At 57.9% G+C, this 24,395-nt stretch carries 20 protein-coding genes, 1 tRNA gene and 1 pseudogene; 11 read left to right on the top strand and 11 right to left on the bottom strand.

All coding sequences use genetic code 11. The annotated features are described in order from the left end of the window. The first annotated feature begins 152 nt into the window (after positions 1-152). Positions 153-578, top strand: coding sequence for a transposase family protein (locus BMZ01_RS10870; RefSeq protein WP_092287304.1), 426 nt, complete (start codon positions 153-155; stop codon positions 576-578). Positions 579-583: 5 nt separating this feature from the next. On the opposite strand, the pseudogene BMZ01_RS10865 reads toward BMZ01_RS10870, so the two are convergent. Continuing rightward, positions 584-1,792 (bottom strand): annotated as a pseudogene (locus tag BMZ01_RS10865) (IS3 family transposase). A 192-nt stretch (positions 1,793-1,984) separates the two neighbouring features. Here BMZ01_RS10865 and BMZ01_RS10860 point away from each other — a divergent pair. From BMZ01_RS10860 to BMZ01_RS10825, 7 genes are all read left to right on the top strand, one after another. Further along, positions 1,985-2,935 (top strand): ABC transporter ATP-binding protein, encoded by a 951-nt coding sequence (locus BMZ01_RS10860; protein WP_092287302.1) that lies wholly within the window; start codon positions 1,985-1,987, stop codon positions 2,933-2,935. After that, the gene (locus BMZ01_RS10855; RefSeq protein WP_092287300.1) at positions 2,935-3,681 is read left to right on the top strand and encodes an ABC transporter permease; all 747 of its coding nucleotides are present in this window, start codon (positions 2,935-2,937) and stop codon (positions 3,679-3,681) included. The genes BMZ01_RS10860 and BMZ01_RS10855 overlap by 1 nt, the downstream gene beginning before the upstream one ends. Further along, positions 3,663-4,301 carry a YcaO-like family protein gene (locus BMZ01_RS11580; RefSeq protein ID WP_092287298.1) on the top strand — a complete coding sequence of 213 codons (639 nt, stop codon included), beginning with the start codon at positions 3,663-3,665 and terminating at the stop codon, positions 4,299-4,301. The genes BMZ01_RS10855 and BMZ01_RS11580 overlap by 19 nt, the downstream gene beginning before the upstream one ends. Positions 4,302-4,357: 56 nt before the next feature. After that, positions 4,358-5,041 (top strand): HAD-IA family hydrolase, encoded by a 684-nt coding sequence (locus BMZ01_RS10845; RefSeq protein ID WP_092287296.1) that lies wholly within the window; start codon positions 4,358-4,360, stop codon positions 5,039-5,041. Positions 5,042-6,182: 1,141 nt separating this feature from the next. Next, positions 6,183-7,424, top strand: a complete 1,242-nt coding sequence (locus tag BMZ01_RS10835; RefSeq protein WP_092287292.1) for an MFS transporter — start codon at positions 6,183-6,185, stop codon at positions 7,422-7,424. Between the two features lie 234 nt (positions 7,425-7,658). Continuing rightward, complete coding sequence (locus tag BMZ01_RS10830; protein ID WP_218140959.1) at positions 7,659-9,506, top strand: ABC transporter ATP-binding protein; 1,848 nt, start codon at positions 7,659-7,661, stop codon at positions 9,504-9,506. Then, on the top strand, positions 9,503-11,152 hold the full coding sequence (locus BMZ01_RS10825; protein WP_092287290.1) for an ATP-binding cassette domain-containing protein: 1,650 nt from the start codon (positions 9,503-9,505) through the stop codon (positions 11,150-11,152). The genes BMZ01_RS10830 and BMZ01_RS10825 overlap by 4 nt, the downstream gene beginning before the upstream one ends. 48 nt (positions 11,153-11,200) lie before the next feature. Here the strand turns inward: BMZ01_RS10825 and BMZ01_RS10820 are convergent, their stop codons facing one another. Next, positions 11,201-12,478, bottom strand: coding sequence for a hypothetical protein (locus BMZ01_RS10820; protein ID WP_092287288.1), 1,278 nt, complete (start codon positions 12,476-12,478; stop codon positions 11,201-11,203). 80 nt (positions 12,479-12,558) lie between these two features. On the opposite strand from BMZ01_RS10820, the gene BMZ01_RS10815 reads away from it, so the two are divergent. Beyond that, positions 12,559-13,083: a peptidylprolyl isomerase gene (locus BMZ01_RS10815; RefSeq protein WP_092287286.1), complete on the top strand. Its 525-nt coding sequence runs from the start codon at positions 12,559-12,561 to the stop codon at positions 13,081-13,083. Between the two features lie 139 nt (positions 13,084-13,222). Beyond that, positions 13,223-13,921, top strand: a complete 699-nt coding sequence (locus tag BMZ01_RS10810; protein ID WP_092287306.1) for a rhomboid family intramembrane serine protease — start codon at positions 13,223-13,225, stop codon at positions 13,919-13,921. A 329-nt stretch (positions 13,922-14,250) separates the two neighbouring features. Here BMZ01_RS10810 and crgA read toward each other — a convergent pair whose 3' ends face one another. The 8 genes from crgA to BMZ01_RS10770 are packed head-to-tail and all read right to left on the bottom strand — an operon-like array spanning position 14,251 to position 23,701. Then, entirely contained in the window at positions 14,251-14,517 is a 267-nt protein-coding gene (gene crgA / locus BMZ01_RS10805; protein WP_092287285.1) for a cell division protein CrgA, read from the bottom strand. Positions 14,518-14,562: 45 nt separating this feature from the next. Next, positions 14,563-16,452 carry a Stk1 family PASTA domain-containing Ser/Thr kinase gene (pknB, locus tag BMZ01_RS10800; RefSeq protein WP_092287283.1) on the bottom strand — a complete coding sequence of 630 codons (1,890 nt, stop codon included), beginning with the start codon at positions 16,450-16,452 and terminating at the stop codon, positions 14,563-14,565. Positions 16,453-16,482: 30 nt separating this feature from the next. Then, the gene (locus BMZ01_RS10795; protein WP_092287281.1) at positions 16,483-17,922 is read right to left on the bottom strand and encodes a protein kinase domain-containing protein; all 1,440 of its coding nucleotides are present in this window, start codon (positions 17,920-17,922) and stop codon (positions 16,483-16,485) included. A 30-nt stretch (positions 17,923-17,952) separates the two neighbouring features. Further along, positions 17,953-19,401: a penicillin-binding transpeptidase domain-containing protein gene (locus BMZ01_RS10790; protein ID WP_092287279.1), complete on the bottom strand. Its 1,449-nt coding sequence runs from the start codon at positions 19,399-19,401 to the stop codon at positions 17,953-17,955. After that, on the bottom strand, positions 19,402-20,757 hold the full coding sequence (locus BMZ01_RS10785; protein ID WP_092287277.1) for an FtsW/RodA/SpoVE family cell cycle protein: 1,356 nt from the start codon (positions 20,755-20,757) through the stop codon (positions 19,402-19,404). It abuts the gene before it with no gap. Then, positions 20,757-22,241, bottom strand: coding sequence for a PP2C family protein-serine/threonine phosphatase (locus BMZ01_RS10780; RefSeq protein WP_092287275.1), 1,485 nt, complete (start codon positions 22,239-22,241; stop codon positions 20,757-20,759). Before BMZ01_RS10780 ends, BMZ01_RS10785 begins: the two co-directional genes overlap by 1 nt. Then, a complete protein-coding gene (locus BMZ01_RS10775; RefSeq protein ID WP_092287273.1) occupies positions 22,238-22,717 on the bottom strand; it encodes an FHA domain-containing protein FhaB/FipA in 480 nt (159 codons plus the stop codon). The genes BMZ01_RS10780 and BMZ01_RS10775 overlap by 4 nt, the downstream gene beginning before the upstream one ends. A 33-nt stretch (positions 22,718-22,750) precedes the next feature. Beyond that, positions 22,751-23,701, bottom strand: coding sequence for an FHA domain-containing protein (locus BMZ01_RS10770; RefSeq protein WP_092287271.1), 951 nt, complete (start codon positions 23,699-23,701; stop codon positions 22,751-22,753). A 263-nt stretch (positions 23,702-23,964) separates the two neighbouring features. Here BMZ01_RS10770 and BMZ01_RS10765 point away from each other — a divergent pair. After that, positions 23,965-24,050, top strand: a tRNA-Leu gene (locus tag BMZ01_RS10765). A 55-nt stretch (positions 24,051-24,105) separates the two neighbouring features. On the opposite strand, the gene BMZ01_RS11280 is transcribed toward BMZ01_RS10765, so the two are convergent. Beyond that, positions 24,106-24,395 (bottom strand): hypothetical protein (locus BMZ01_RS11280; RefSeq protein WP_177180163.1); only part of this gene is annotated, 290 nt, incomplete at its 5' end.

The following is a 24,395-nucleotide window of genomic DNA, read 5'->3' as shown; positions in this document are numbered from 1 at the left end:
GGCTCTTCGGATTCTGGCGGGGTGTCATGCATAAAAAGGGGTGAAGGTGGTTCATGCTTAGAGTGTGAGCAATAAACAAAAAACAACCTTCACCACCTGCGAGCCTACCGCGATTCTTCGGTATTTGGTTAGTTTTAAAAGACATCAACGTCTTGGCCTACCACCGCACCGGTCCATCTCAGGCAATCGAAATTGAGCAGGCCCTTGATGATCCTCGGTGTGAGCAGTGCGGGGATCGTGCGTATATCAAAGACCGCCCGAAGGTGCGTTATATCGACCTACCGGTATTCGGCCGGCCCATGTCATTGCTGTGGCGTAAACACCGGTTGTACTGCCCGAACCCTGACTGCCAGGTAACCACTTGGACTAACCAGGACAAAAGAATCGCATCGGTTAATGCGAAGCTAACAACCCGGGCAGCGAAATGGGCAACCAAACAAGTCGGCTGTGGCCGCACCGTAAGCGAAGTAGCCACTGAACTGGGATGTGATTGGCATACCGTCAACGACACCGTCACCGTATACGGCCAAGCCCTACTAGAAACCGATCACAAAAGGGTCTGCTGCACGTTTAGGTGACAGTTCTATGCAGCCTTTATGGCTGTGTTCGTGTTGATTGTTTCATACTCAATCGGAGTGAGCCGATCGAGACGTTTTTGCCTGCGACGGCGATGGTAGCGGTGTTCAATCCACGTGATGATTGCGATGGTTAGGTCCTCGCGGGAAGCCCAGGTTTTCGTGTTGAGGACGTTGCGCTGGAGCAGGGAGAAAAATGATTCCACAGCGTCATTATCACCAGCAGCTGCGACTCTGCCTATCGACCCAGTCAGGTGATAACTGGTCAGGGCGCGAAGGTAATGCTTTGACCGAAACTGTGAGCCTCTATCAGAGTGGACGATACAACCAGCAACGCTATTTCCGTGGATGTGTCGGCGGGCTACCGCGGTGTTTAACGCGCTGACTGCTAACGAGGCACTCATGTGCGCGCCTGCGGCATATCCAATAATCCGGTTAGAAAAAGCGTCTTTGATCGCACAAAAATACAGCTTGCCTTCCCCGGTGTGGTGCTCGGTGATATCGGTCAACCACACTTGGTTGATGCCGGTAGCGGCGTTAATAAAGTCGTGACGAGTTACCCCGTGAGCATCAGTATGGGCAAGATGGTCATCATGGACCGGGGTGCTTGGGCGTTTGCCGTTTTTCCCCCGCTTCTTCCCATAAGAGGACCACAACTGCTGCTGTGAACACAACCGCCAGGCAGTACGCTCACACATCACGACACCGGCTGCTTCAGCCTCATCACGCAAGTAGCGGTAACCCCTGAGGGTCATCGGCGTGAGCCGCCCGCAACGCCGCCACGCGCTGTTTACGCACCTTGTCAGACTCGGTGACCGGCTGGGCTAGCCAGCGGTAATACTGGGCCCGACACAGCTTTAACACCCGGCACGTTAACGTCACAGGAATACCTTCTGACGCCAGCTGTTTTACGAGCGGGAAGACCCTTTTCCCGGCAGATTTGCCTGCGATAAATATGCTGCTGCTCGCCGCAGCACCTCGTTTTCCTGCTCGAGTAAGCGATTACGACGCCGCAGCTGGCGTAGTTCTTGAGATTCTTTGCGGCTGACACCTTCTTGCTCACCGTTATCGATGCGTTCTTGGCGTAACCACTTATCCAAGGTGCCTACATGAATCCCAAAATCTTCCGCAATCTGAGCCAGCGGGACGTCCCGATCACGAGCTAACGCAACCCGGATCACATCGTCACGAAACTCCTTAGGGTACCTTTTGGGCATAACAACTCCTTCCGGCCAGCACCAGTGATACTAGCCAATCTAGTTGTTACCTACCCATGCAGCAGACCCTCGACTGTTCAACCACCTACATCTCACATCAAATCGGCTCGGCGTTTCACCTCGTGACGAGGCACTTCTCGCAGAAGTGCTCCGTCTCCGGCATTCCACATATCCAGATTGTAAGGAGAGTTTATGACTACAGCTAAAAGAGAACCGCTTATTCGGGTCTCAGGAGCAGTCAAACGCTACGAGAAGTTAACTGCCTTGGCTGGGGTTGACCTTGAGGTCTTTCCCGGGGAAACTGTGGGCATTCTTGGCACTAATGGCGCCGGGAAAACTACCCTCATCGAGTCGATCATGGGTGCTCGCCACCTAGATGAGGGCTCTATTGAAGTATGCGGCCTCTCGCCGGTGAACCAGCGTGAACAATCCGCTAAGCAGATAAGTATTCAGCCCCAGGGATCCTCCTTATTCAAGCACTTGTCTGTTAGAGAGTGCCTGGAACTATGGGCCTCTTTTTATCCACACCCGCATGAAGTAGATGAAATCCTCAAGCTCGTAGAGCTGGACTCAAAAAGCCGGGCAAGAATCAAAACGCTCTCCGGTGGCCAGCAGCAACGCGTGCGCTTAGCCCTAGCGCTAATCGGCAATACCGAGATCGTCGCATTTGATGAACCAACCGTTGGCCTCGACCCCGTCGCCCGTGAACTGGTCTGGGATGTAATCCGGCAACGCGCTGGTCAAGGCGCGGTGCTCATGGCCACGCAGATGATGGATGAAGCCGAAGCGTTATGCGACCGAATCGTCATTATGGACGGCGGAAAGATCGCAGGTACCGGCAAAGTCGATGCCCTATTAGATCAATACGCAGGTGAAGGAAGCATCTCTTTTAAGACCACTGACCCAGTAGATACCGCCGCACTTAATGACTTGCCCGGGGTCCTATGGGCATCCGCCAAGCAGGTGGGGCGCTCCACCAACGTCAGGTTAGTAACCGCAGATACCGCCCGCACCCAAGCGGCGATTCGTCTATCAAAAAATTTGCATGCAGAGCGCATTAAATCCGTTGGCCCATCCTTAGGTGATGTGTTCTTCCGCCTAGTCGGCAAGGAACTGACCCCGTCTATTAACGAGGAGAACTAATGAAGCAATTCCGTGCTCTGTCCATTGCCAGTTTTAAAGAGCTACTACGCGATCCACTGGTAACCGGGCTGGGAATCCTGTTTCCCCTCACCTTTGTGTTCATGTTCCTAGCACTCCCAGATCTTCCCGAAGCCGGTGGGACCATCAGTGCCCTGGCATTCGGCCTTCCAGCAGTGCTGATTTTTTCGGCTCTCTCCCTGGGGCTCTCGGGCACCGCTGCCCCAATGGCCCAGCTCCGCAAAGACGGCGTACTGCGGAGTTTAGGGATGACCCCAATTACGCGGTCGCAGTATCTTTGGGCGCAGATCCCTGCCCGGGTGGCTGTAATTGCGGCGGTCTTCTGCCTCATCTTCATCATCGCAGTGGTTTCCGGGTCACTAGCATTAACTTCCCCTGCGCTGTTGTTATGGGCAACGCTGCTCTGCGTTGTGACGACACTGCCGCTGGGTTTGCTCATCGGGGCGAGTACCGACAGCCCAGGTCTCGTCGGCGCACTAGGAGGCTTTTTACCTGTCGGGGTCCTATTCTTATGCGGGCTAGCTATGCCCTATCGGCTCATGCCTTCAATTGTTGAAACCATCGGCCTTTTCCTCCCCTGGACCTATATTGGCGACATGCTGCGCCATAGTCTTGTAGGCACCGAATTAGTTCACCCAATTATCCAAGGCTCCGCAGTAAGCGTGGTGTGGGCCGCCGTGATCGCGCTTTTAGCTTGGCGAGGATTCAGATGGGACACCCACCGATGATAAGTAAAACAATGAAATTCAGTGAGACATCCAAACAGAGTCTCAACCGACTGGTGGGACGTACAGGGATCTTGGGCGGCACCATGGAGCTTCCAGGAGCCGACGGAGATAGCCGGATGATGATCTATGCTGCTAGCGTCGGAAACCTGGCAGCTGTATTGGATGGAGTTCATAATTCTACGAGAGGCGCCAGCACTTGGGGAACCATAGATGGAGCGGGAGGCGCGTTCAACCAGGAGGATGCGCGCCTGCTTAGCATCGCTGAGGGAGTCGAACGGTACGCATCCTGTGTTTACGATGAAGCACAATTCATTTGGGCCACGGCCCGGGAATTAGGCTCTGAAGCTGTCGATCTTACTCAATTCCCATCGGTATCGGAGGCTGAAAACAAGCGCACGCCTGCCTGGATACCCCCAGATGCCGATAGCCCGATTCGGTGGGTCAAATCCATATGCATGATGACCGGTACAACACGGTGGATCCCTGCCATGTCTGTCTACCTACACCTGCCGTATGCAAGTGTCGGTGAAAGGTTCACCGTACCTCTTTTTGGGAGCTGGGCTTCAGGTGCAACGAGCTTCCTTGAGAACGAATACGATGTCTACCATGATCAGCTCTAGCAACTAGCGCAAAAGGACTACCTAGCAACAGAAAATAATTCCCAGAGGAGAACTATATGTTTTCGCAATCCTTTGATGGTTGCCTATTCGATATGGACGGCACGCTAGTCGATTCGAGTGCGCTCGTGGAATCTACCTGGAAAGCCTTTAGTTCCAAATACAGCCTTAACTTCGAAGAGGTAATAAATTATGCGCATGGTCGGCCTACGGAACATACGGTGCGGAAATTTCTAGGGAATACGACCGAAGCCAGGATGGAGACGGAACGGATTGTTGCGCTGGAGGAAACAACTACTGACGGAATCAAAGCGTGTCCTGGCGCCCATGAAGTTGTTGAGCAGATGAAGCGTTATCGATGGGGGGTAGTAACGTCTGCGACCCGTGACCTTGCGCAGAATAGGTTAGCGGCAGCGAATCTACCGATACCCGCGACTCTGGTGACAGCCGAAGACGTGAAAGCAGGTAAGCCCGATCCAGAAGGCTTTCTGATTGGAGCTCGGGTCCTTGGCCTGGAACCGGAAAGGACCCTAGTATTCGAGGACTCCTTGGCGGGACTGCGCGCAGCTATTGCGGGAGGGTTTCCGACGGTTAGGCTAGGTGTCGCCGAGCATGTTCCCGGAGAAGCTGGTTCATTAGCCTCATTCGAGGATATTTCGGTCGTGAACAGGGAGTCTAGTGGCGTATCCGGTTGCTTTGTTCTATCGGCGCGAACTATGGAGAGTCGAGATGAAAAGGCGTGAACGAGGTTTAGATATAGCTGGACCCGCCTCGATTGCAGGTCGAACGCCTATTGACCGCTTTCCATGTCCGTAATCCTTTTCCTTCTGGTTGTAGCATAGACGCCTTCACTCATGTCCTTGGCCAGGAGTCTGATCCCCTTTTTGTACTAAAAGGGGCCAAGCGGCATCCCGGTATTCTTCGATCCCGATGGCCGCAAAGTCTCGATGTTGAAAGAGATGGGAACAATCGAGCTAGAGAGGCGGGATAGTCGAGAGAAACCGCGCCGGAGGCGTCAGTCCGCTTGACCAAGCAGCAGTGAACCTCTCGGAAATAGCGGACCTGGAGAAGTACAACAGCATGTGCCGTATACACCGCTGCCAGCTCAGGACCGGTGATTATTACGAGTGGCGGTTAGGTGCATCGCCACCGCGCGAGTGATCCACGTTCAGTTCTACCCTAATCGTAGATATCGCTTGGCAAGACCGGTGTGAATACAGGACGTGGCTCACCCGCGTGAACCCTGGCCGAAAAACCCTAGGCCGTCTTTCTCTTCTTAACGAAAAGGATCAGTACGATGACTCCGAGAACTACAGTCTGAGCGATGACTGTGGGAATGCCGATGCTCCATATCGTCTCCCGGCCATGTTCGAAGGCGCCCGCCCAACCAGAGCTATGGCTAAGTTTCCAGGTCAATACAGGAACGATAGACGAACCCAGAAGCGTTCCTGCTACCAAAACTGCCCATATACGTACCCAGCTGCGAGGCTCAGAAGCTTGAAATTCTGTCATTAGCGACCTCCTTCGTAATTGCTGAAGTATTCGTTTTGAGAGCAATTCTAAGGCATTTAACGTGATAGTGCAGTCCTGCGCGATGAATATCCCGGACTTCACAACCCCTTCAGAGCATCCTGTTCGCAATGTTTCCGCTGCTAACACAGCCGATCTAACAGCGATATACCTGCCTGCACCACATATCCCCTGACATTGGGGTTTGGCGGAGTTAGTCCATATTCGATTGTGTGATAACTAACTTGAAGATAATCTCTTTACCGATATCAGTCAGCTCGGCCATGGCCTGACACGTTGGGCAAAACCCCATCAAGAGAAATCTCCCCGCCTACAACCACAACCCCCATCCCCAGACTCACACCGGATTCACACATGCTCAGTACTAGACGCTTCCGCCCGATTCTTTTCCTCACTGGTGCTGAGTTTTGGGGTTCCATCGGGTTACAGATCGCATTCTTCGCAGCACCCTTAATCGCACTGGCCATCTTCAACGCTTCCCCCATGCAGGTAGCGCTGCTGAACCTCACCGAATCTGCCGCGGCCTTAGTGTTTGGGCTGCTCGTGGCGCGTTTTGTCGATAGGTTAAGTGGGGCTCGCTCCATCACCCTCTCCAATGTGCTGAGGCTCCTTGCTGCCGTGATGATGGCTGTCTCGCTGATGACAAAGCCATCATTTCCGGTGCTCTACATAGCGCTCTTCATCATGGGAATAGCTTCCCTATTAAATGAGGCTGGGATCAACGCAGCGATCCTCGAATTCGTGGAGCGCAGCAATAACGCACTCAACCGCACGAACTCTTTGCTTCGCACCGCAGGGGTCTTATCAGAGCTCGGCGGTGTGGGCCTCACCGGCTTTTTAGCCACCATCTTCACCTTCACCGCCACCATCCTGATGGCCTGCGTAAGTTTCGCTTTCGCCATTATCTGCGCGCTGATTGTGTTGATTATCCCGAAGCACAAACAGCACACCCCACAAGCTGAATCCGCCGACAACAGCGCCGATATGCTCCAATCAGCTTCCAGCGGCCTGAAATTCATTTGCGGGAATTCCTTCCTACGCTCCCTTTCTCTTACCTCCCTGCACTTCAATTTCTTCAGCTCAATCTCCCAAGCGGTATTTGTTGTCTACTGCGTTCGCGTCCTGAATTTCGAGGCCTGGGAGGTATCCATCGTCGGTGTTTCCGCAGCCATTGGTGGTCTGCTAGGTGCAACCTTCGCCAGCTTAAAGTTCATCGAACACCACGCCCGCGGCTACTATCGCCTAGCTATTACCTTCCCGGCGCTGAGCATCGCGGTGATGTTGCTGGCGCAGTACACCACCCACCGTGGCATCGCCATCGCAGTGGTATCGCTGGCGGACTTCTTCTTTGGGCTCTTCGTCGTACTCTGCGTGGTGCTTTTCAATACCGCCAAACAACAATGCTCCCCGGAGCACATGATCGGCGATATCTCCGCCACCGAAAGAACCATTGCCTTAAGTGGTGAAGTCCCAGGCTTCATCCTTGGTGGTGTTATCGCCACTGCCTTTTCGGTGCAATGGTCCATGCTCGCAGCACTTATCGGCATTGCCCTATCAGCCATCTGGATGCGTCGCCTGGACTATTGGCCTTCCTAAGCAACTCCTAGCGTGTCGAAGAAGCACCACACCGCCGTGCGCCCCTGAAACGGGGAATTACCCCCGCCCCAACACCTACCGGACCGACCTAAGGTTTGCGCACTACAGAGCCTATTTCCTAACGCCACCACAGCGCTGTGGTTAGTATTACTTAGGTTTGACTAATCTTCCTCCCTCTCGATAGCGTGACCCCCAGTTAGTCTGCGGGTCGCGCTTAGAAAGAGGTGTGGCTTGGTGCCCCCATCAGAAGACACAATCTCCCGTTCCCAAGAACCACCGTCGTCTAGGGAGGAAGATCGCCTTGCCGCAGAAACCCTGCTGCCGATAGCACGCGCTCGGGAAGCAACCGCAGAAGTCTTCGGGATCCTCAAAAACCATAAGCTTCATGGCATTATCGCCCTGACCTTGACCTTTATTGCTTCGGCCGCATCGCTGATTCCGGTGCTGCTTTTGCGTGATGTCATCAATATTGTCTCCGCCGGGGAAGACTCCACCGGACTGCTGCGCATCCTGGGGTTCTCCCTGGTAGCGGCGGTAATCGCGGGGGTGCTAGCGATGCTTGCGCACGGGATGCTCAGTACCTTAATCGCGCGGCTGTTAGCCACTTTGAGGGAGCGGGCGGTGGCCAGTGTGCTGAGCATTCCCCCAGGTCGGGTGGAACGCGCCGGGCGTGGGGATGTGATTGGGCGAGTGGGCGCTGATGTAGCGGTACTAGTGGGCGGCGTTTTTGATGAAGTCCCAGGGATTTTAGGGGCCGCGGTGCTGGTGCTTACCGGGGCCTTTGGCATCGCCACCTTAGATTGGCGCCTGGCCTTAGCGGGATTAGTGGCCGCGCCGGTCTATGTGTGGGCGCTGCGCTGGTATTTGGCGCGCTCAGCGCACCTTTATCGCCGCCAACGCCGCTATGAAGCCGAATTGCTGGGGCACCTGATGGCTTCGGTGGATGGCCGCGATACGGTGCGCTCGCACCACCTCACCGAGCAGCGCCGCGCAACCACCCAAGATGCTTCCCTTCGGGCGCGGGATACTTCCATCCGGGTTTTCCGCATTGTCTCCGGACTTATTCAACGCGAAAATGCGGCGGAATTTACGGGGTTGGCCTCCATTACCGTGATTGGTTGGCTGCTGATTCGCGGCGGGCAGGTACAAGTCGGTGATGTGGCGGCGGCTTTAATTATTTTCCACCGCATGTTTAGCCCCGTGGGGCGCATCCTGCATTCCTTTGATGAAATTCAACGCTCCGGCGCGGCACTGACCCGCATTGTTGGGCTAATAAGCATCACCGGTGGGCGACCCCCACTGCATGTGGACCCGCAGCTTCTACCCGACCAAGAAGTAGATATCCACATCCGCAACCTGCACCACAATTACCCCGATGGCCGGATGGGCCTAGCTGGGGTGGATATGGATATTCCTGCTGGTCACACGGTTGCATTGGTGGGGGAGTCCGGGGCCGGGAAGTCCACTGTGGCCGGTATTTTATCCGGGATGTTGCCGCATGAAGGTGCCGGCAGCATCCACATTGCCGGCCGTGAGCTGAGCGAACTTAGTCCCGCAGAACGCATTGGTTTAGTGGCGGTGGCCTCTCAAGAAACCCACCTTTTTGCCGGCACGCTGCGGGAAAACCTACTGCTCGCCAACCCCCGTGCCACTGATGATGAGTGCCGCTATGCCCTGAACCTGGTGGGTGCCCAACCCTGGCTGGATTCTCTTCCCGATGGTTTGGATACCAAGGTGGGATCCGGGGGTTTAGCTGCCGCCCCAGAGATCATCCAAAGGGTGGCGCTGGCGCGCATCCGCCTGTCCCCAGCAGCGGTGGTGGTGTTGGATGAAACCGCCGCCGAAGATGCTGACCTCATGGCGGCTTCCACCGCGGCGATTGCTGGTCGCACCGCGTTGGTGGTGGCGCATCGCCTTAGCCAAGCCGCTGCCGCGGATTCCGTGCTGGTGCTCGCCGATGGCAAGGTCGCGGAAGCTGGCCCGCACGAGCAGCTGCTGGCACGCCAGGGCCTCTACGCCGAACTCTGGCACGCCTGGAGCGGCAGCGGTAGCGGGAGCGGTAACGGAAGGACCCAAGCATGAGCACCCCGAGCCGGACCCCAACACACCGCAGCGCTGCCCGCACCTACTTCTTCGGCATGCTGCGCAAAAACCGCGGCGCCATTGTGGTGGGCACCCTCTTGTTATGTGTCTACCAAGTCGCCGAAGCCACTGTTGCCATTGTGCTCGGCAAACTCGCCGACTCCGTACTCGGCTCCGATGATTGGCGCGTCCTCGCCCTCGGCGTGGGCGCCCTGGCCTTAAACATCGCCACCGTTTCCTATGCCTGGCGCACCGGTGCGGTCCTGCTACGCACCCGCGAATTCCGCAGCCGCCATGAACTTCGAGCAGACATCACCCAGCGCGTTATCGCCCGCACCAACCCCGCACCCCGCACCGCCGAAGAACAACCCGCCTTACCCATGGATGAACTACCCACCGTGGTCGGCGAGGATGTTCCCGAAACCACCGACGCGGTCGGCTTCGCCCCCTTCGCGCTATCTGCCACCGTGGGCCTGCTCTACTGCGCCATCGCCTTAGCGCTGATCGACTGGCCCTTGGGCTTAGGTGTGATCATCGGCGCGGTAGTGCTGCTGGCCATCCTCCAACTTCTCTCCGGCAGCTTGGTCCGCCGCGGCGAAGCACACCAAAAAGCCCTCGCCGAAGCCACCGCCCGCCTCACGGATCTCGCCCGCGGCCTACGCCCCATCGCCGGTGTCGCAGGGGGCCGCCCCGCCTCCGACTACTACGCCCACGCCTCCCAATACGCCCGCCAACGCGCCGAATCCTTAGCCTGGGCCAATGGCCGCTTCATCGGGATCGGCGATTTCGCACACGTCGCCTTCATCGCCATTGTCGGCATCGCCGCAGGTTATCGCGCCATCAACGGCGATATCAGCGTCGGCGAACTCGTCACCGTCGTCGGCCTCGCACAATTCGTCGCAGAACCACTCAGCGGCCTAGCCACCGTGCCACTGGCCCTCGCAGATATCCGCGCCTCCACCCGCCGAGTCGTACGCATCTCCGACCCCCTCCCAGCCCCCGCCGGCCGCGAACTCCCCGCCGCACACCCCACCATCCCCGCACTATCCACCACCAACTGGGCCGCTCACGAAGGCCTGTTCACCGCCATTACCTGCCCACCAGGTCTGGCCACCAGCATCATTAGCGACCTCGTCAACCCCAATGAATCAACGGAAAAAATATTTGTGCGCGGCCAACCCATCCAAGAACTCGACCTTGATGCTTTGCGCAGCATTGCCCTTTCCGAGACCCGGCATCCCGCTCTCTTCGCTGGAACGGTAGGCGATTGCTTAGCTGGGCGCGCCAACTCCACTTCTACGCGAGACAGTGAAGAAGAAGCCCGCGCCCTACAAGCCCTTCAAGACGTGGGCCTTGGCGAACTCGCTGGTGATAGCTGCGAACTGCTCGATCTTGAACTCCAAGACGGTGCCACCAACCTCTCCGGTGGCCAACGCCAACGCCTCGCCCTAGCGCGAGCGCTCCTGGTAGAACCAGAGATCCTCGTGCTGGTCGACCCCACCTCCTCCCTGGATTCTGTGACCGCAGTGAACGTGGCGCGTGCGATTGCTAAGCGGCGTAAATACTGCCAGAACACCACCGTGATCCTCTCCGCCGGCACGGCTATTCAGGCGGTTGCCGATGAGGTGGTGCACATAAAAAAGTAGGTAGGAAACCCTCGTGGGGGGTCTCCTACCTACTAGGGCTTCAAGAATTTAGTTCTTGTCGGCCTCCGGGTCGAGTTCGTCGAGTTCCTTGACGCGGGCATCATCATCGCTGGGACGAAGAGCGTGCTTAGGGGCATGCTCAGCAACGTCCTTCGGGGTAGGGATGTCGTTGTCCTGCTCATCCTTAACGTCAGCGGCCTTATCGGCAGCCTTGTCCTTTAGCCCTTCAGCCTTCTCAGCCGCGTCATCGGCAACGTCCTCAGCCTTGTCCTTGGCTTCGTCGAGCTTCTCCGCAGCAGCGTCCTTTACTTCAGCAGCCTTCTCAGCCGCATCGTCCGCAACGTCCTCAGCCTTATCCTTGGCTTCGTCGAGCTTCCCCGCAGCAGCGTCCTTTACTTCAGCAGCCTTCTCAGCCGCATCGTCCGCAACGTCTGCAGCCTTGTCCTTGACTTCTTCAGCCTTCTCAGCGGCAGCGTCTTTCACCTCAGCGGCTTTGTCGGCAGCCTCGTCAGCAACATCCGCGGCCTTCTCCTTGGCCTCGTCGAGCTTCTCCGCGGCGGCGCCCTTGAGACCAGCAGCCTTTTCCGCTGCCGCATTCTTCAGTTCGCCGGCCTTCTCGCCAGCCTTGGCGGCCTTCTCAGCAGCAGCTTCCTTCAAACCAGCGGCCTTTTCTGCGGCCACATCCTTGAATTCCCCGACCTTCTCAGCAGCCTCATCCTTCATCTGGGTGAGCTGTTCTTCCAGGCGCTTGAGCAGATCATCATCTTCTTCACTGACGCCCGCACCAGGTTCTTCACCTTCCGGGGTGGTGGTGGAGTACACCAGCTTCGGCTCATTATCGAGCTCATCGACGCGCGGGGGATTGGTGCGTGGCTTGGTCTTCTTGCCGCCAAACAGGCCAAGGAAGTAGGCGGCGGCTGCCAGCAGCATGGCAACCACAGCACCAATGCCGAGGGTCTTCGCCGCACTGCTGCGCTTCTTCCGGCCCAGCTTCTTTTCGGCCTTGGCCTTAGCCTTCGCGGCGCTCTTAGCGGCTTCCTTGCGGACCTTCGCAGCCTTCTTCTTCGCTTGGCGGGTTTGCTTTCCAGCTTCCTTACCCAATTCCTTGCGCTTCTTTTCGGCTTCTTCTTTCGCCTTCTCTAGGCGCTTGCGGGCAGTGGCGGCAACCGCACCCACGTCGCTGCCCTTCAGCTCATCCGTGACCGTGCTAGCGGCCTCTGCCAGAGCATCATAGGCTTCGGCAGTGCGGCGCTGCTTATAGTCTTGGAATTTCGAGTAAGCGGTTTTCGCTCCACTCATCGCCATCTTGATGGTGGCTGGATTCATTCTGTAGTCCTCCTACATTTTTAGGCACAGCGCGCCTAGGTTCACTGTCACAAACCAGAGTAGCGCTTAGAATGGCCCCTATGACTATGAAGACCGCAACCGCGACGATGCACACCAACCGTGGCGACATCATCATCGAGCTTTTCGGCAACCACGCCCCCGAGACCGTCGACAACTTCGTGGGCCTTGCCAAGGGCACCAAGAACTACACCGCTGCCAACGCCAGCAACACCAACGAAGGCCCCTTCTACGATGGCAGCATCTTCCACCGCGTCATCGATGGCTTCATGATCCAAGGCGGCGACCCCACCGGCACCGGTACCGGCGGCCCGGGCTACAAATTCGCCGATGAATTCCACCCTGAGCTGCGCTTCGACCGCGCCTACCTGCTGGCCATGGCCAACGCCGGCCCCGCCACCAACGGCTCCCAATTCTTCATCACCGTGGCCCCCACCCCGCACCTCAACATGCGCCACACCATCTTCGGTGAAGTCACCGACCCGGAGTCCCGCAAGGTCGTCGACGCCATCGCCAGCACCCCCACCGACCGCGCCGACCGCCCGCTCGAACCGGTGGTCATCGAAAGCATCGAGATCAGCGAATAGCCCTTCGCACCAACCTCTCCCCACGCCCATCCCCACACCCAAGGGGGTGGGCGTTTCTCACACACTTGGGGGTAGTCCCCTTTCCGCATAGGTGTCATTTTTCTTATGCGTCCCGCCGCCCGTGCCACACTTAATCCCCATGGACGCCCTCACCGCCTGGTTCCGCCGCTGGTCCCACGACGCCCCCGCCACCCTCAGTTTCGCCGCCATCGCCTGCCTCCTCTGGCTCGCCACCGCCATCGAATCCCGCAGCTTCCAACACTCCCTCCACGACTCCCGCATCGGCGATCACGCCATCCTCTACGGCGTAGCCATCCCCAGCGACCCCTTCGGCCCGCTGCGCGCACTGAGCGCCATCTTCCTGCACTTAAGCATCAGCCACCTCTTCGTCAACCTCTTCCTGCTCATGCTTATTGGCCGCGAGCTCGAGCGCTTCTACGGCCACCGCCTCTTCGCCGCCCTCTTCCTCATCGGCGGCCTCGGCAGCTCCGCTGCCATCCTCTGGATGGCCCCCACCACCCCCACCGCCGGCGCATCCGGCGCGGTCTACGCCCTCATGGTCGTCCTCGTCGGCCTCGCCGCCATCACTAAAGCCGACCTCCGCGCCCCCCTAACCCTCCTGCTGGTCAACATCGCCTACACCTTCATCGACAGCTCCGTCTCGCTCTGGGGCCACCTCGGCGGTGCACTCACCGGCTGCCTCCTGGTCGCCGCCCTGACCCGCCGCAACCCCAGAACCTATCTCGCCGCGCTGAGCATTCTCATCCTCGCTGCGATCCTCTTCCAATGCTTCAACCTCGGTTGGTCGCCCAGTGCTTCCCCCGAGATCGTGCGCTAAACCAAGCACAAATATTTCTCTTCACAAGGGCTGAGGATAACCACGCCTAGTTGTACACAGGGCCCGAGTTATCCACATAAGTTATCCACACTGTGGATAACTACGTTCTTGTAATTCTCCGAAAACGTAGACCCACACCCCCACGCTCACCAGCGCTTTCGGCCATCATTCGAACAGCTTTACCCCCTGTGATAAGCGTGAACACACTTATCCACAGGCTGTGGAAACCGCTGTGAATACTCTTCATCCACAGAGTTATCCCCACCCTGTGGATAAAAAAACTCGGCTTGTGCACACAAGCCGAGCAATAACCCCCGAGGAAAGCTTCTTTAACGCCAACCCATGGTCATCAATAACCCAATCACCACACCGCCAAAACCAACGGCATAGTTCCAGGGACCTAATTGCACCATCAGCGGAATCTGCGGGCCGGCTAGATAGTTCACCACCAGCCACAGCAAACCAGCAACGATGAAGCCGAACATCAAGATCTTGTACCACATGGGCGTGCCATCAGCGTTGATCTTGACGGGGGCACGCTGCGTACTGCTCGTGAACTGCGGGGTTGAGCTCTGCGTGATCTTAGACTTAGGCATGACTTCCTCGTTAGTTATAGGGGGTGCATTGATTCTAGCAGGGTGTTAGGGCCGCGGCGCGCCAGGATTAAAGGCATTCAGGTTGAACTCGTAATAGCGCAGCACAACCACGCCATCCTTAGCAAGATCCTCGCCCGGGGCAGGCACTTGCTCAGCCACTAAACCACGCTGCACCAAATTCCCGGTCTCCACGATCGGCCCCACATGCATGCGATCATCTGGGCCTTCCCAACCAGAATCATGCAGCTTGCGCAGCGCATCCCGGGAATTCAGGTTCCGCAGATCCGGCGCCGGAATCAACGCACCATCAGAAACCTGCACAATAATCGTGGATCCCTTCGCCTGATAGGTATCTGAGACCTCACAGGCAGTCACCACCCCAGCGGGCTGACGATCATGCACGACCTGCTGCTGCGGAATAAACCCAAGGGAACGCAAGGTCGCATCCGCTTCCTCCCAGCGCATCCCGGTAATCGAGGGCACCCGAACTTCTTCCACACCACTAGACATAGTGATGCTCACCTTCGAACCCTTAGAGATCTGCGAACCAGCAGTGGGCTGCTGGCTAACAATCTGACCTCGCGGAATAGTGTCCGAAGCTTCTTCCTTCACATTCTGATCCAACTCCAGACCGGCCTCATCCAAGATATGGCGGGCCTCCTCCGGGGTCTTTTCCTTAATATCAGGAACCTCAATAATCTCCTTGCCAGAAGATACCGTCAGCCGCACCGACGTGCCTTCCTGCAAGGAAGACCCCGCTGCCGGGTTGGTGCGAATAATCGTGCCGCGCGGAACATCCGGGCTGGGCTCATCAATAATGTCCACCCGCAACCCCAGATCCTCTAAGGCCTGCACGCCTTCTTGTTGGCTGCGGCCCGTAAGATCCGGCACCATCACGGTGCTTTCTTGGCTGGTACCCCAATCAAAGTATTGGTACGCCATCGCACCACCTACCCCAATGATGCCCACGCTCAGCATGATGCTTAGCGCAATGAGCACCGAATTGGAGCGCTTCTTAGGGGCAGGGCTGGGTACTACAGCGGGAAGTTCCTCTTCGGCCACCACATAGGTGCGGGCCGCTTGAGTTACCGCATTACGCGCCAGGCGCTCCAAATCCGCAGCCATCTCCGCTGCGCTTTGATAGCGATCCGCCGGGTGCTTAGCCATGGCGGTGAGCACCACCGCATCAATATTTAAGGCAGCGGTGGGGGTTAAATCCGGAATGTGCTCCGAAGGTGGGGTGGGGTCTTCTTGCACATGTTGGAAAGCCACCGAAAAGGGCGATTCCCCAGTAAAGGGCGGATGCCCGGTGACTGCCTCGTAGAGCACACAGCCCAGCGAATAAACATCGGAGCGTTCATCAGCGGACTTGCCGCGGGCTTGTTCTGGGGAAAGGTACTGCGCCGTGCCGATGACCGCCTGGGTTTGGGTCATTGCGGAGGTGGCGTCATCTAAAGCGCGGGCAATGCCGAAGTCCATCACCTTCACCGCGCCGGTGTTGGTGATCATGATGTTGGCCGGTTTCACATCGCGGTGAATAATGCCGGCCTCATGCGAAGCCTCCAGGGCATGGCACACCGATACCAACATGGTGGCAGCATCAGCTGGGGCCAGCGGGCCATCTTCTCGCACAACATCGCGAAGGTTGCGGCCATAGACGCGTTCCATCACGATATAGGGCACCGCAATGCCATCCATCTCATAATCGCCGGTGTCATAAACCGACACAATGCAGGGATGGTTCAGGCGACCATAGTTTTGGGCCTCGCGGCGGAAACGTTCGCGGAAGCTCTCATCCGCCGCCATATCGCGGCGCAGCATCTTAATGGCCACTTCGCGGCCTAAGAGAGTGTCCTCAGCGCTATACACCTCAGACATGCCGCCATGGCCAATAATGCCGCCGAGGTCATAGCGATCAGCGATCAGCGAACTCACAGGGCATCTTCCTTTTCATTAACGATCACCTCAACCAGCCTGACTTGGCTGCGGAGAACTCACAGGAACACTCGGCGAAGCCGGTTCCGAAACCACTGGTGAGCTCACCACCTCCGGGACACTCGGAGGAACACTGCTCGGCACTTCCGGGCTGGGCTCCTCAACAACTGGGATTTCTGAGGTGGTTTCCGGTACCCGCGATACTGTCCTCGTTTCCGTTAACACGCTGGGTGTCACCGTTTCGGTAATGACCTCCGGCGCCTCAGAGGTGGTGGGTACTACCGTGGTGCTTTGCTGGGTAGTACTGGGAAGCACGGTGCTGAGCTGCCCATTGGAGTACAACATCCAGGCCAAGGCACTCACAATCCCCAGCAAAATCACAATCACGAGTGTCCAGCCCAGCCGTGAGCCACCGCCACGGGCCTGGGTGCGGCTGGGAAGCGGGTCTCGGGTAGGCGCAATCATGGCCGCCCGCCGACGTTCAGCTTCCGTGGGCACATACTCCGGCTGAGCTGTGCGGGCCTCGGTGACCGCGCCCAAGGCCTGGGTACTGGCCGTAGGGGAAGGCTCGCGGGACTGCGCGCGAAGTGCGGCCGTAGCGGGCTGCGGGGGACGCGCTCCACTACGCACCGCCGCCACCGCCAGGGAAAGCTCATTGCCATCTGCGAAACGCGTGCTGGGGTCCTTGCGCAGAGCAATACCAATGAGCTCGCGGGTCTGCGCGCTAATGCGGGTACTCAGCGCGGGGGGAGCCTGGTTGATATGTGCGAGTGCCACCGACACCGTGGAATCACCACTAAAGGGGCGGCGGCCAGAGAGCATCTCATAACCCACCACGCCGAGGGAATACACATCCGAGGCGGCGGTGACGGTATGGCCCTGGGCCTGCTCTGGGGAGACATATTGGGCGGTACCCACCACCATGCCGGTGCGGGTAAGGGGCACTGCGGCGGCAGCTTTAGCGATGCCGAAGTCGGTGATTTTGACCTGCCCGTTTTGGGTGATCAATAAATTACCGGGCTTAATATCGCGGTGGACCAGGCCCATCCCGTGGATCACACTGAGGCCGTGGGCGGCTTGCTCCATGACATCGAGGGCTAGATCCTCCGGGAGGGAACCCTCGCGGGCAAGGAGGTCCGCCAGGGTTTCGCCGCGCACGTACTCCATGACGATGAAGCAAAAAGTGTGGCCGGCGGGGTCGGGGATCTCGCGGTAGTCATAGGTTTCGATGACATTCGCGGAAGCGATTTGGGCGGCGGATTGTGCCTCGCCGCGGAAACGATCCAAGAACTCGCGGTTATCGGAGAACTCCGGGCGCAACATTTTGATGGCAACTTCGCGGTCATGCACCACATCATCGGCGAGCCACACGGTGGACATGCCGCCATGGCCAATAATCCATTGCAGGCGATAATCATCACCGATGAGCGGCTGCAATCGCTCCAAGCCAGTGATGTCTTCGTTATTCATGGTGCTCGCCTCCTTTACCGGGTGTGGACATTAGCGCATGGCCTTCAAAGCAGCGTCGATAACAGCGCGCCCAATCGGGGCGGACACCGAACCACCGGTGGCCCCCACGCCCTGGCCGCCACCATCTTTAACCACCACGGCGACGGCCACATCAGCATGCTCGCTGGGGCCGAAGGCCACATACCAGGTATGCGGTGGGGTGTCGGGGTCGCCGTGTTCGGCGGTACCGGTTTTCGAAGCAATATCTTGGCCGGCATAACCGGCGGTGTGGCGTTCCGAATCGCGCATTAATTCCTTCAGGGTGCGGGCGACCTCTGGGTCCACGCCGTGCTTGAGCTGCTTGGCATCAAAGCGCTTGAGCTCCTTGAGGTCCGCGCCGGTGATCTTGGCAACCAGGTGCGGTTCCATGCGGCGGCCCTCATTGGCGACCGTGGCGGCCATAACGGCAGCTTGCAGCACCGAAATATTCACATCACGTTGGCCGATGCTGCTTTGTCCCAGGGCGGCATCATCGGGGAGATCGCCAAGGCCACCGGCGGCGGTGGGGATGCCAAGATCATATTTTTCACCAATGCCATAGGCTTCCGCGGCTTTGCGGAACTCATCGGCACCAGCATCAATACCCATTTCCACGAAGGCGGTATTACAGCTCAATGCGAAAGCGGTGGCCAAGGTGGTGGTGTCGCCACCAGTGCCGCAGTGCTGGCCGTTGTAATTCTCCAAGGTGGTGTTGGTGCCCGGCAAGGTGATCTGGTTCTGCGCAGTGACGGTGGATTGCGGGGTGTAGCCCTTGGCGATACCGGCCGTGGTGGTGATGATCTTGAAGATGGAGCCTGCGGGGAGGGTTTCTTGGGTGGCCGTATTAAGAAGCGGCTTATTGGGGTTTTCGGTGAGCTGCGCCCAGGCCTCTTTGGCGGTGTCGTTATTGACAATGGGGTTGGGGTCAAAGCCGGGGCTGGAGGCCAGCGCTAGGATCTCGCCTGTGGAGGGGCGAATGGCAACCACCGCGCCGTTATAGCCGTGGCGGGTCAGCTCGTTATACGCGGTTTCTTGGACGGCCGGGATGATGGTGGTGTCGATATTGGCGCCACGGTGCTCGCGGCCGAGCAGCATGTCCTTCCACTTCAGGGCGAAGAGGGCATCATCGGTGCCATTGAGGATGCCGTTATAGCCAGCCTCTAGGCCGGCCTCGCCATATTGATCCGAGATATAACCCACCAGCGGGCCATAGGCCTCTGGGGTGGTGGGGTAGGAGCGGTGGTAGAAACCATCATCAAGCTTCTCGGACTTAGCCAGCACCTTGCCGCCAGCGAAAATCTGGCCGCGGGGGATGGACTTCAGCTCAAAATAATTGCGGGAGTTGAGGGAGTTGCGGGCGTACTCATCGTCTTTGAAGGCGTGGACGATGGTGAGGTTCACCAGGAGCACGAGGGTGAGCAGCAGCGAGAAAATCGCGGTGAGACGGATAGCGCGGTTCATTTAACGCACCTGCCCCTGGGTAATGGCTTGAGGTGCCTGGGGTGCCTGGGCCTGGCGTGCTTGGCGGGCTTGGCGGGCGGAGTCAGAGATCCGCAGGATAATGCCCAGCAGAATATAGTTCGCCATGAGGGAGGAGCCACCCTGGGACATAAACGGGGTGGTCAAACCAGTCATCGGCATGAGTGCCGAAATGCCGGCTGTCACCACAAACACCTGGATGGTGATGGCTAATCCCAACCCAGCGGTGAGTAGCTTGCCGAAGGAATCGCGGACCGTCAGTGCGGTGCGGAACACTCGGGACACCAAGATGGCGAAGAGAATGAGCACGGCGGACAGCCCGATGAGCCCTAGTTCCTCGCCGATGGCGGCCAGAATGAAGTCTGATTCGGCGACCGGAACTTGTTGGGGATAGCCCTCACCAATACCGGTGCCGGTGATGCCACCCCAGCTCATGCCGAAGAGTGCTTGGGAAAGCTGGAAGCCGGTGGTGTCGAAGTTATTGAGCGGGTTGATGAAGTTTTCTACCCGCACCTGGATCTTCTCGGAGATGTGGTAGATCCCCACCGCGCCGGCAGCCACCAACACCGCACCGATCAGCAACCAGGAGCCACGCCCGGAGGCGAGGTAGACCATCCCCAGCACCGTGGAGAAGAGCAGTAGCGCCGGGCCGAAGTCATTGGCGCCGGCCATAATGAGGATGGCGAAGCCCCAGATGAGGGCTAGGGGTGCGAGGTCGCGGAGGCGGGGAAACTCCAACCCAAGAACGCGGTAGCCAGCGACATTGAAGAGGGCTCGTTTGCTGACCAAGAATTGGGCAAAGAACACCAATAAAAGGATTTTGGAGAACTCGCCTGGCTGGACTGAGAAGGGCCCGATGGAGATCCAGATGCGGGCATCGGAGTTGATTGCGGAGGGCCACACCAGCGGCAACGCCAGCAGCACCAAGCCAACGATGCCGAGCAAATAGGCGTAGCGGGTGAGGGCTTGGTGATCCCGCAGGATCAGCAATACCGCGATGAGTAGCACCACTCCGACGAGGGTCCAGAGCACCTGTTTTTCTGCTAGGTGGCGGTCTTTCGCAAGGTCAAGGCGGTAGATCATGACCACCCCGATGCCATTAAGCAGTGCCGCGACCGGCAAAATATATTGATCTGCGTGCGGGGCGGCGAAGCACATGGCGAGGTGCGCGATAGTGAAAACCCCGATATAGCCGAGGATCAGCCACACGACTTCCGTGGTGATGGCATGCCCTTGGGATAACTCCAGGTTCACCATCAGTAGCGCCATCACAATGGTGGCGAAAATGAGCAGCGCCATTTCGGTGCGGCGAGCAACGAGGTTCTTGAGGAATCCCATTACTTCACCTCCCGACAATTAACCCCCGGTATATCGCCGCCGGTGTGTTCCTTTGCTTTATCCTTCGCTGGTTCCTTGGTGTCTTTTTCCTTGGTGCCTGGTGCGGGCTCCTCTGGTTCGCTCTTGGAGCTGGAGGTGATACAAGGCGGCAACGCTTCCTCAGCCAAGGCGCGAAGCTGCTGGGTGACTTCCTCATAGGATCCGCTGGGGAGCCCCTCGGTAACCTGGCCACGAGCGGACTCGGGGAGGTCCTGTAAACGGAAGCGGGTGCAGGAGTGGCCCGCTGGTGCTGGGGTGGTGTCCTCACCATCTGTGGGTTCGCCAAGCTGCACATCGCCGCGTTCGCTTAAGCACGCTGCTTGATAGGTGCTGTGCAGGTCATGCCCGAGGAGGGAATACTCGACCCCATTTTCGATGACTAATTCATCGCGCTCGTTCACAGCGATGTAGTAGTTGGACTTAACAAAATGTCGGGCACCGAAGCTTAAACCCGCCAGCACCAAGAGCACCGCCAGCAGACTGACAGTCGCCACCCATTTTCTACGCTGCCCGGCCCCATTTTCAGGTGCGGGTGTGCCAGCCGGGGGCTGGGTAGATTCATCGCCTAGGGGCTGGGTATGTACCTGGCCATCGGGGGTGATGGTTTGGGGACGGCGAGTTAAGGATGCGGCGCGGCCCGCTGCGGTATCCGGGTGCGGGGCATCGGTTTCATCATTGAGCGCACCAGCAGTGGCCGGAATCGTCGGTAAAGCGGGACCTTCGGAGCTATCACCGTTGACGATATCGGCCACGATGACAGTCACATTGTCTGGGCCACCCGAACGCAACGCGAGGTCAATGAGCCGTTGCGCGGAGCTAGCTGGGGTGCCCTCAGCCAAACATGATTCGATGGTGGAGTGTGTCACCGGATCGGATAGCCCATCCGAGCACAGCAATAAGCGGTCACCCACTTGGGCATCCAAGCTGCGCAGGGTGGGTTCGACTGGGCGGCCGGTGTAGGCCTTCAAAATCAAGGAGCGCTGCGGGTGGGTGGATACTTCCTCGGGGTCGAGGCGCCCTTCGTTGACTAGGGATTGCACGAAGGTGTCGTCGGTGGTGATCTGTTCTAGTTCACCTGCGCGGAGGCGGTAGCCGCGCGAGTCGCCGACATGGCATAAAGCCAGTTCGTGGCCATTGAACATCAAGGCAGTAAGGGTGGTGCCCATCCCATCAGTTTCGGGATGCTCGCGTACCCCTTGGGCAATCGCGCGGTTGGCGTCATCCGCTACTCCCGCGAGCAGCGCAGCCATGTCGTTATCCCCGGGGTCTGCATCAAGTTTTTGCAGGTGGGTGATCATCAACTGGCTAGCGACTTCACCGGCGGCATGGCCGCCCATGCCATCAGCTAAGGCCAAGAGATGGGGGCCGGCATATGCGGAGTCCTCATTGTTGCCGCGAACTAAACCACGATCCGAGGCCACCGAATAATTTAATTTCAGGTTCACGGAAGCAACCTCACCGTCGTGCGTCCAATCTTGATCTCACTATCGGTGCTGACCTTTTCCGGCGCATCGATACGGAAGCCATCTACCCACGTCCCATTACGGGAATCTAAGTCTTCAATGAACCACTCATTCCCACGCCTAAAGAGGCGGGCATGGCGGGCGGAGGAGTAATCATCGCCCAACACAAAGTCGCAGTTCGGGTTGCGGCCGAGGATTATTGAGTCGATTGTGGAGATCGCCAGATGCGAGCCATTCAGAGGACCATCTACGATGCGCAGGGTGCGTGCTTTTTCGCCACGCCCCAGTATCGCGCGGGGGGTGGGGGCCGCTACGGCAGGGGTTGCTACCGGAGTGGCTGCGGGCTGTATGGCGGCAGCATTGGTGTCCCGACGCAGACTCAGCAGCGTGTAGATCACAAAGAGCCACAGCACAATCAGCACCGCAGCCCTCAAGGCGATGAGCACCACAGAATCCATGGGGCCTGGGACCTCCTTAAAGGCGAAAACTCGCTAGTGGGCGTCGTACGCGTTGCTGCCGATTATGCGCACCTCGATATGGGAATGGCCAACTGTGATTACATCGCCATCGGCGAGTAACCAGTTCTCCACCGGAGTGTCATTCACGGTTGTGCCGTTGGTTGAGTGCAGATCGACTAGCACTGCATCCTGACCATCCCAGGTGATCTCCGCGTGTTGGCGGGACACCCCGGTATCTGGCAACCGGAAATCGGCATCAGTGGAACGACCAATGATATTGGAACCTTCATGAACGTGGTAAGTGCGCGAAGAGCCATCCTGCAGCAATAAGCTCACCGCAGGGCCACGGTTGTGCCCGGTGGTGTCTGCCTGTTCAGCTTGTCCTTCTTGACTAAGCCGCGAGTACAAAGACCCAGAGTCTGGCTCGGCACCAGCAAAAAGTTCGGTGTTGGCGTCTTGCTCGTCTTGGTTCATTTGGTTGAAGGGTTCGTTTGAGGAGTTCATAGCTTCACTTTCTTGGGCACTATCTGTCGACTCAAGTGGAGTCTCTTCCGAAACTGAAGTTTCAGGGGACAGAACCCGGAAACCACTGCGCTTGTCAGGTGCCGCAACGTTATCCGATTCGGCCCGTAATTGCCCGGTCTTTAGACCTTGGTCCGCTGCAATTTCCACTACGAGCGGTCCCATGAGGGACCAGCCTTGGTTGCGGCAATGCCGTGTCATGCGGTCTGCGAAGGATTCCGGCAAATCTGGTGCCTGTTGGCGTAGATTCGTCAAATCTTTTTCGCTGACGCTGACAATATAGACGTTGGGTGCCTCAATTGAGCCTTCATAGGTATGGACAGCATTGTCCTCAGCCTCTTGTTTTAACAACTCCTCGATCTCAGCGGGGACTACTTTCCCACCGAATACCGCCGCAAAAGAATTGTCCAGACCGCGCTGGAGGGCAGAATCCAAACGAGCTAAGTTACTCATTATTCCCATTGCGTCTGGTCCTCCTTTCGCGAAACTGAGCTGTGCCGGCACTCTTTAAGCTATGCGCGCCCGCGAGGTTTCCCCGTGTAGGGGAGGACCACCGCGGACGTTCACAGATGACTTCAGTATAAGGGCCCCAGTGCCCCTGAGACACGTCCACCACGGTGGGGCGTTGCAGAGGGCACACCGAAAAAGGCCAACTGCGCTGCAGATTTGACGCATTCGCCCGCGACCGTGCTATCTTTGTGTAGTCGCACAGCGGCGCTATTCGCGGGCGAGTGGCGGAATGGCAGACGCGCTGGCTTCAGGTGCCAGTGTCCTTCGGGACGTGGGGGTTCAAGTCCCCCTTCGCCCACCAGATACTTCAGGGTCTCTCCAAACGGAGGGGCCCTGAAGTTTTTTGTTGGGCCAAGCTAGAACGGTGGTTCTTCGGGGAAGGGGTCTTTTTCTGAGGTTTTCTTTTCCTTTTTTGTGGTTTGTTGTTGTTTGATGTCGTTTTGGAGGTCTTTGACCCATTGGGGGGTGTGGTTGTTGTGGTTGGAGAATCCTTTCGGTGGCCGGGTGCTGGTGGTGGGGTTTTGTCGTTTGCGTTTCTTTGGTGGTGGGGTGGGTGGTTTCTTTGGTTGGGTTTTGTGTGGGTCCTTGCTGGGTTGTTGGGGTGTGGTGGGTTTTTTGCTTTCTTCTTTTGTTTTGGCTTCTTGGG

Source organism: Corynebacterium spheniscorum (assembly GCF_900113445.1).
Classification (GTDB): Bacteria; Actinomycetota; Actinomycetes; order Mycobacteriales; family Mycobacteriaceae; genus Corynebacterium; species Corynebacterium spheniscorum.
Note: the sequence above shows the minus strand (reverse complement) of the source record. Positions and strands in the feature narration are given on the sequence as shown.

What these genes read in the sequence shown, in the direction of transcription:
- BMZ01_RS10820 (WP_092287288.1), bottom strand. Translation starts at nt 12,478, where the DNA reads ATGAATCCAGCCACCATCAAGATGGCGATGAGTGGAGCGAAAACCGCT.
- BMZ01_RS10860 (WP_092287302.1), top strand. Translation starts at nt 1,985, where the DNA reads ATGACTACAGCTAAAAGAGAACCGCTTATTCGGGTCTCAGGAGCAGTC.
- BMZ01_RS10775 (WP_092287273.1), bottom strand. Translation starts at nt 22,717, where the DNA reads ATGGATTCTGTGGTGCTCATCGCCTTGAGGGCTGCGGTGCTGATTGTG.
- BMZ01_RS10810 (WP_092287306.1), top strand. Translation starts at nt 13,223, where the DNA reads ATGGACGCCCTCACCGCCTGGTTCCGCCGCTGGTCCCACGACGCCCCC.
- BMZ01_RS10790 (WP_092287279.1), bottom strand. Translation starts at nt 19,401, where the DNA reads ATGAACCGCGCTATCCGTCTCACCGCGATTTTCTCGCTGCTGCTCACC.
- BMZ01_RS10845 (WP_092287296.1), top strand. Translation starts at nt 4,358, where the DNA reads ATGTTTTCGCAATCCTTTGATGGTTGCCTATTCGATATGGACGGCACG.
- BMZ01_RS10855 (WP_092287300.1), top strand. Translation starts at nt 2,935, where the DNA reads ATGAAGCAATTCCGTGCTCTGTCCATTGCCAGTTTTAAAGAGCTACTA.
- BMZ01_RS10815 (WP_092287286.1), top strand. Translation starts at nt 12,559, where the DNA reads ATGACTATGAAGACCGCAACCGCGACGATGCACACCAACCGTGGCGAC.
- BMZ01_RS10825 (WP_092287290.1), top strand. Translation starts at nt 9,503, where the DNA reads ATGAGCACCCCGAGCCGGACCCCAACACACCGCAGCGCTGCCCGCACC.
- crgA (WP_092287285.1), bottom strand. Translation starts at nt 14,517, where the DNA reads ATGCCTAAGTCTAAGATCACGCAGAGCTCAACCCCGCAGTTCACGAGC.
- BMZ01_RS10785 (WP_092287277.1), bottom strand. Translation starts at nt 20,757, where the DNA reads ATGGGATTCCTCAAGAACCTCGTTGCTCGCCGCACCGAAATGGCGCTG.
- BMZ01_RS10795 (WP_092287281.1), bottom strand. Translation starts at nt 17,922, where the DNA reads ATGAATAACGAAGACATCACTGGCTTGGAGCGATTGCAGCCGCTCATC.
- BMZ01_RS10835 (WP_092287292.1), top strand. Translation starts at nt 6,183, where the DNA reads ATGCTCAGTACTAGACGCTTCCGCCCGATTCTTTTCCTCACTGGTGCT.
- BMZ01_RS10770 (WP_092287271.1), bottom strand. Translation starts at nt 23,701, where the DNA reads ATGGGAATAATGAGTAACTTAGCTCGTTTGGATTCTGCCCTCCAGCGC.
- BMZ01_RS11580 (WP_092287298.1), top strand. Translation starts at nt 3,663, where the DNA reads ATGGGACACCCACCGATGATAAGTAAAACAATGAAATTCAGTGAGACA.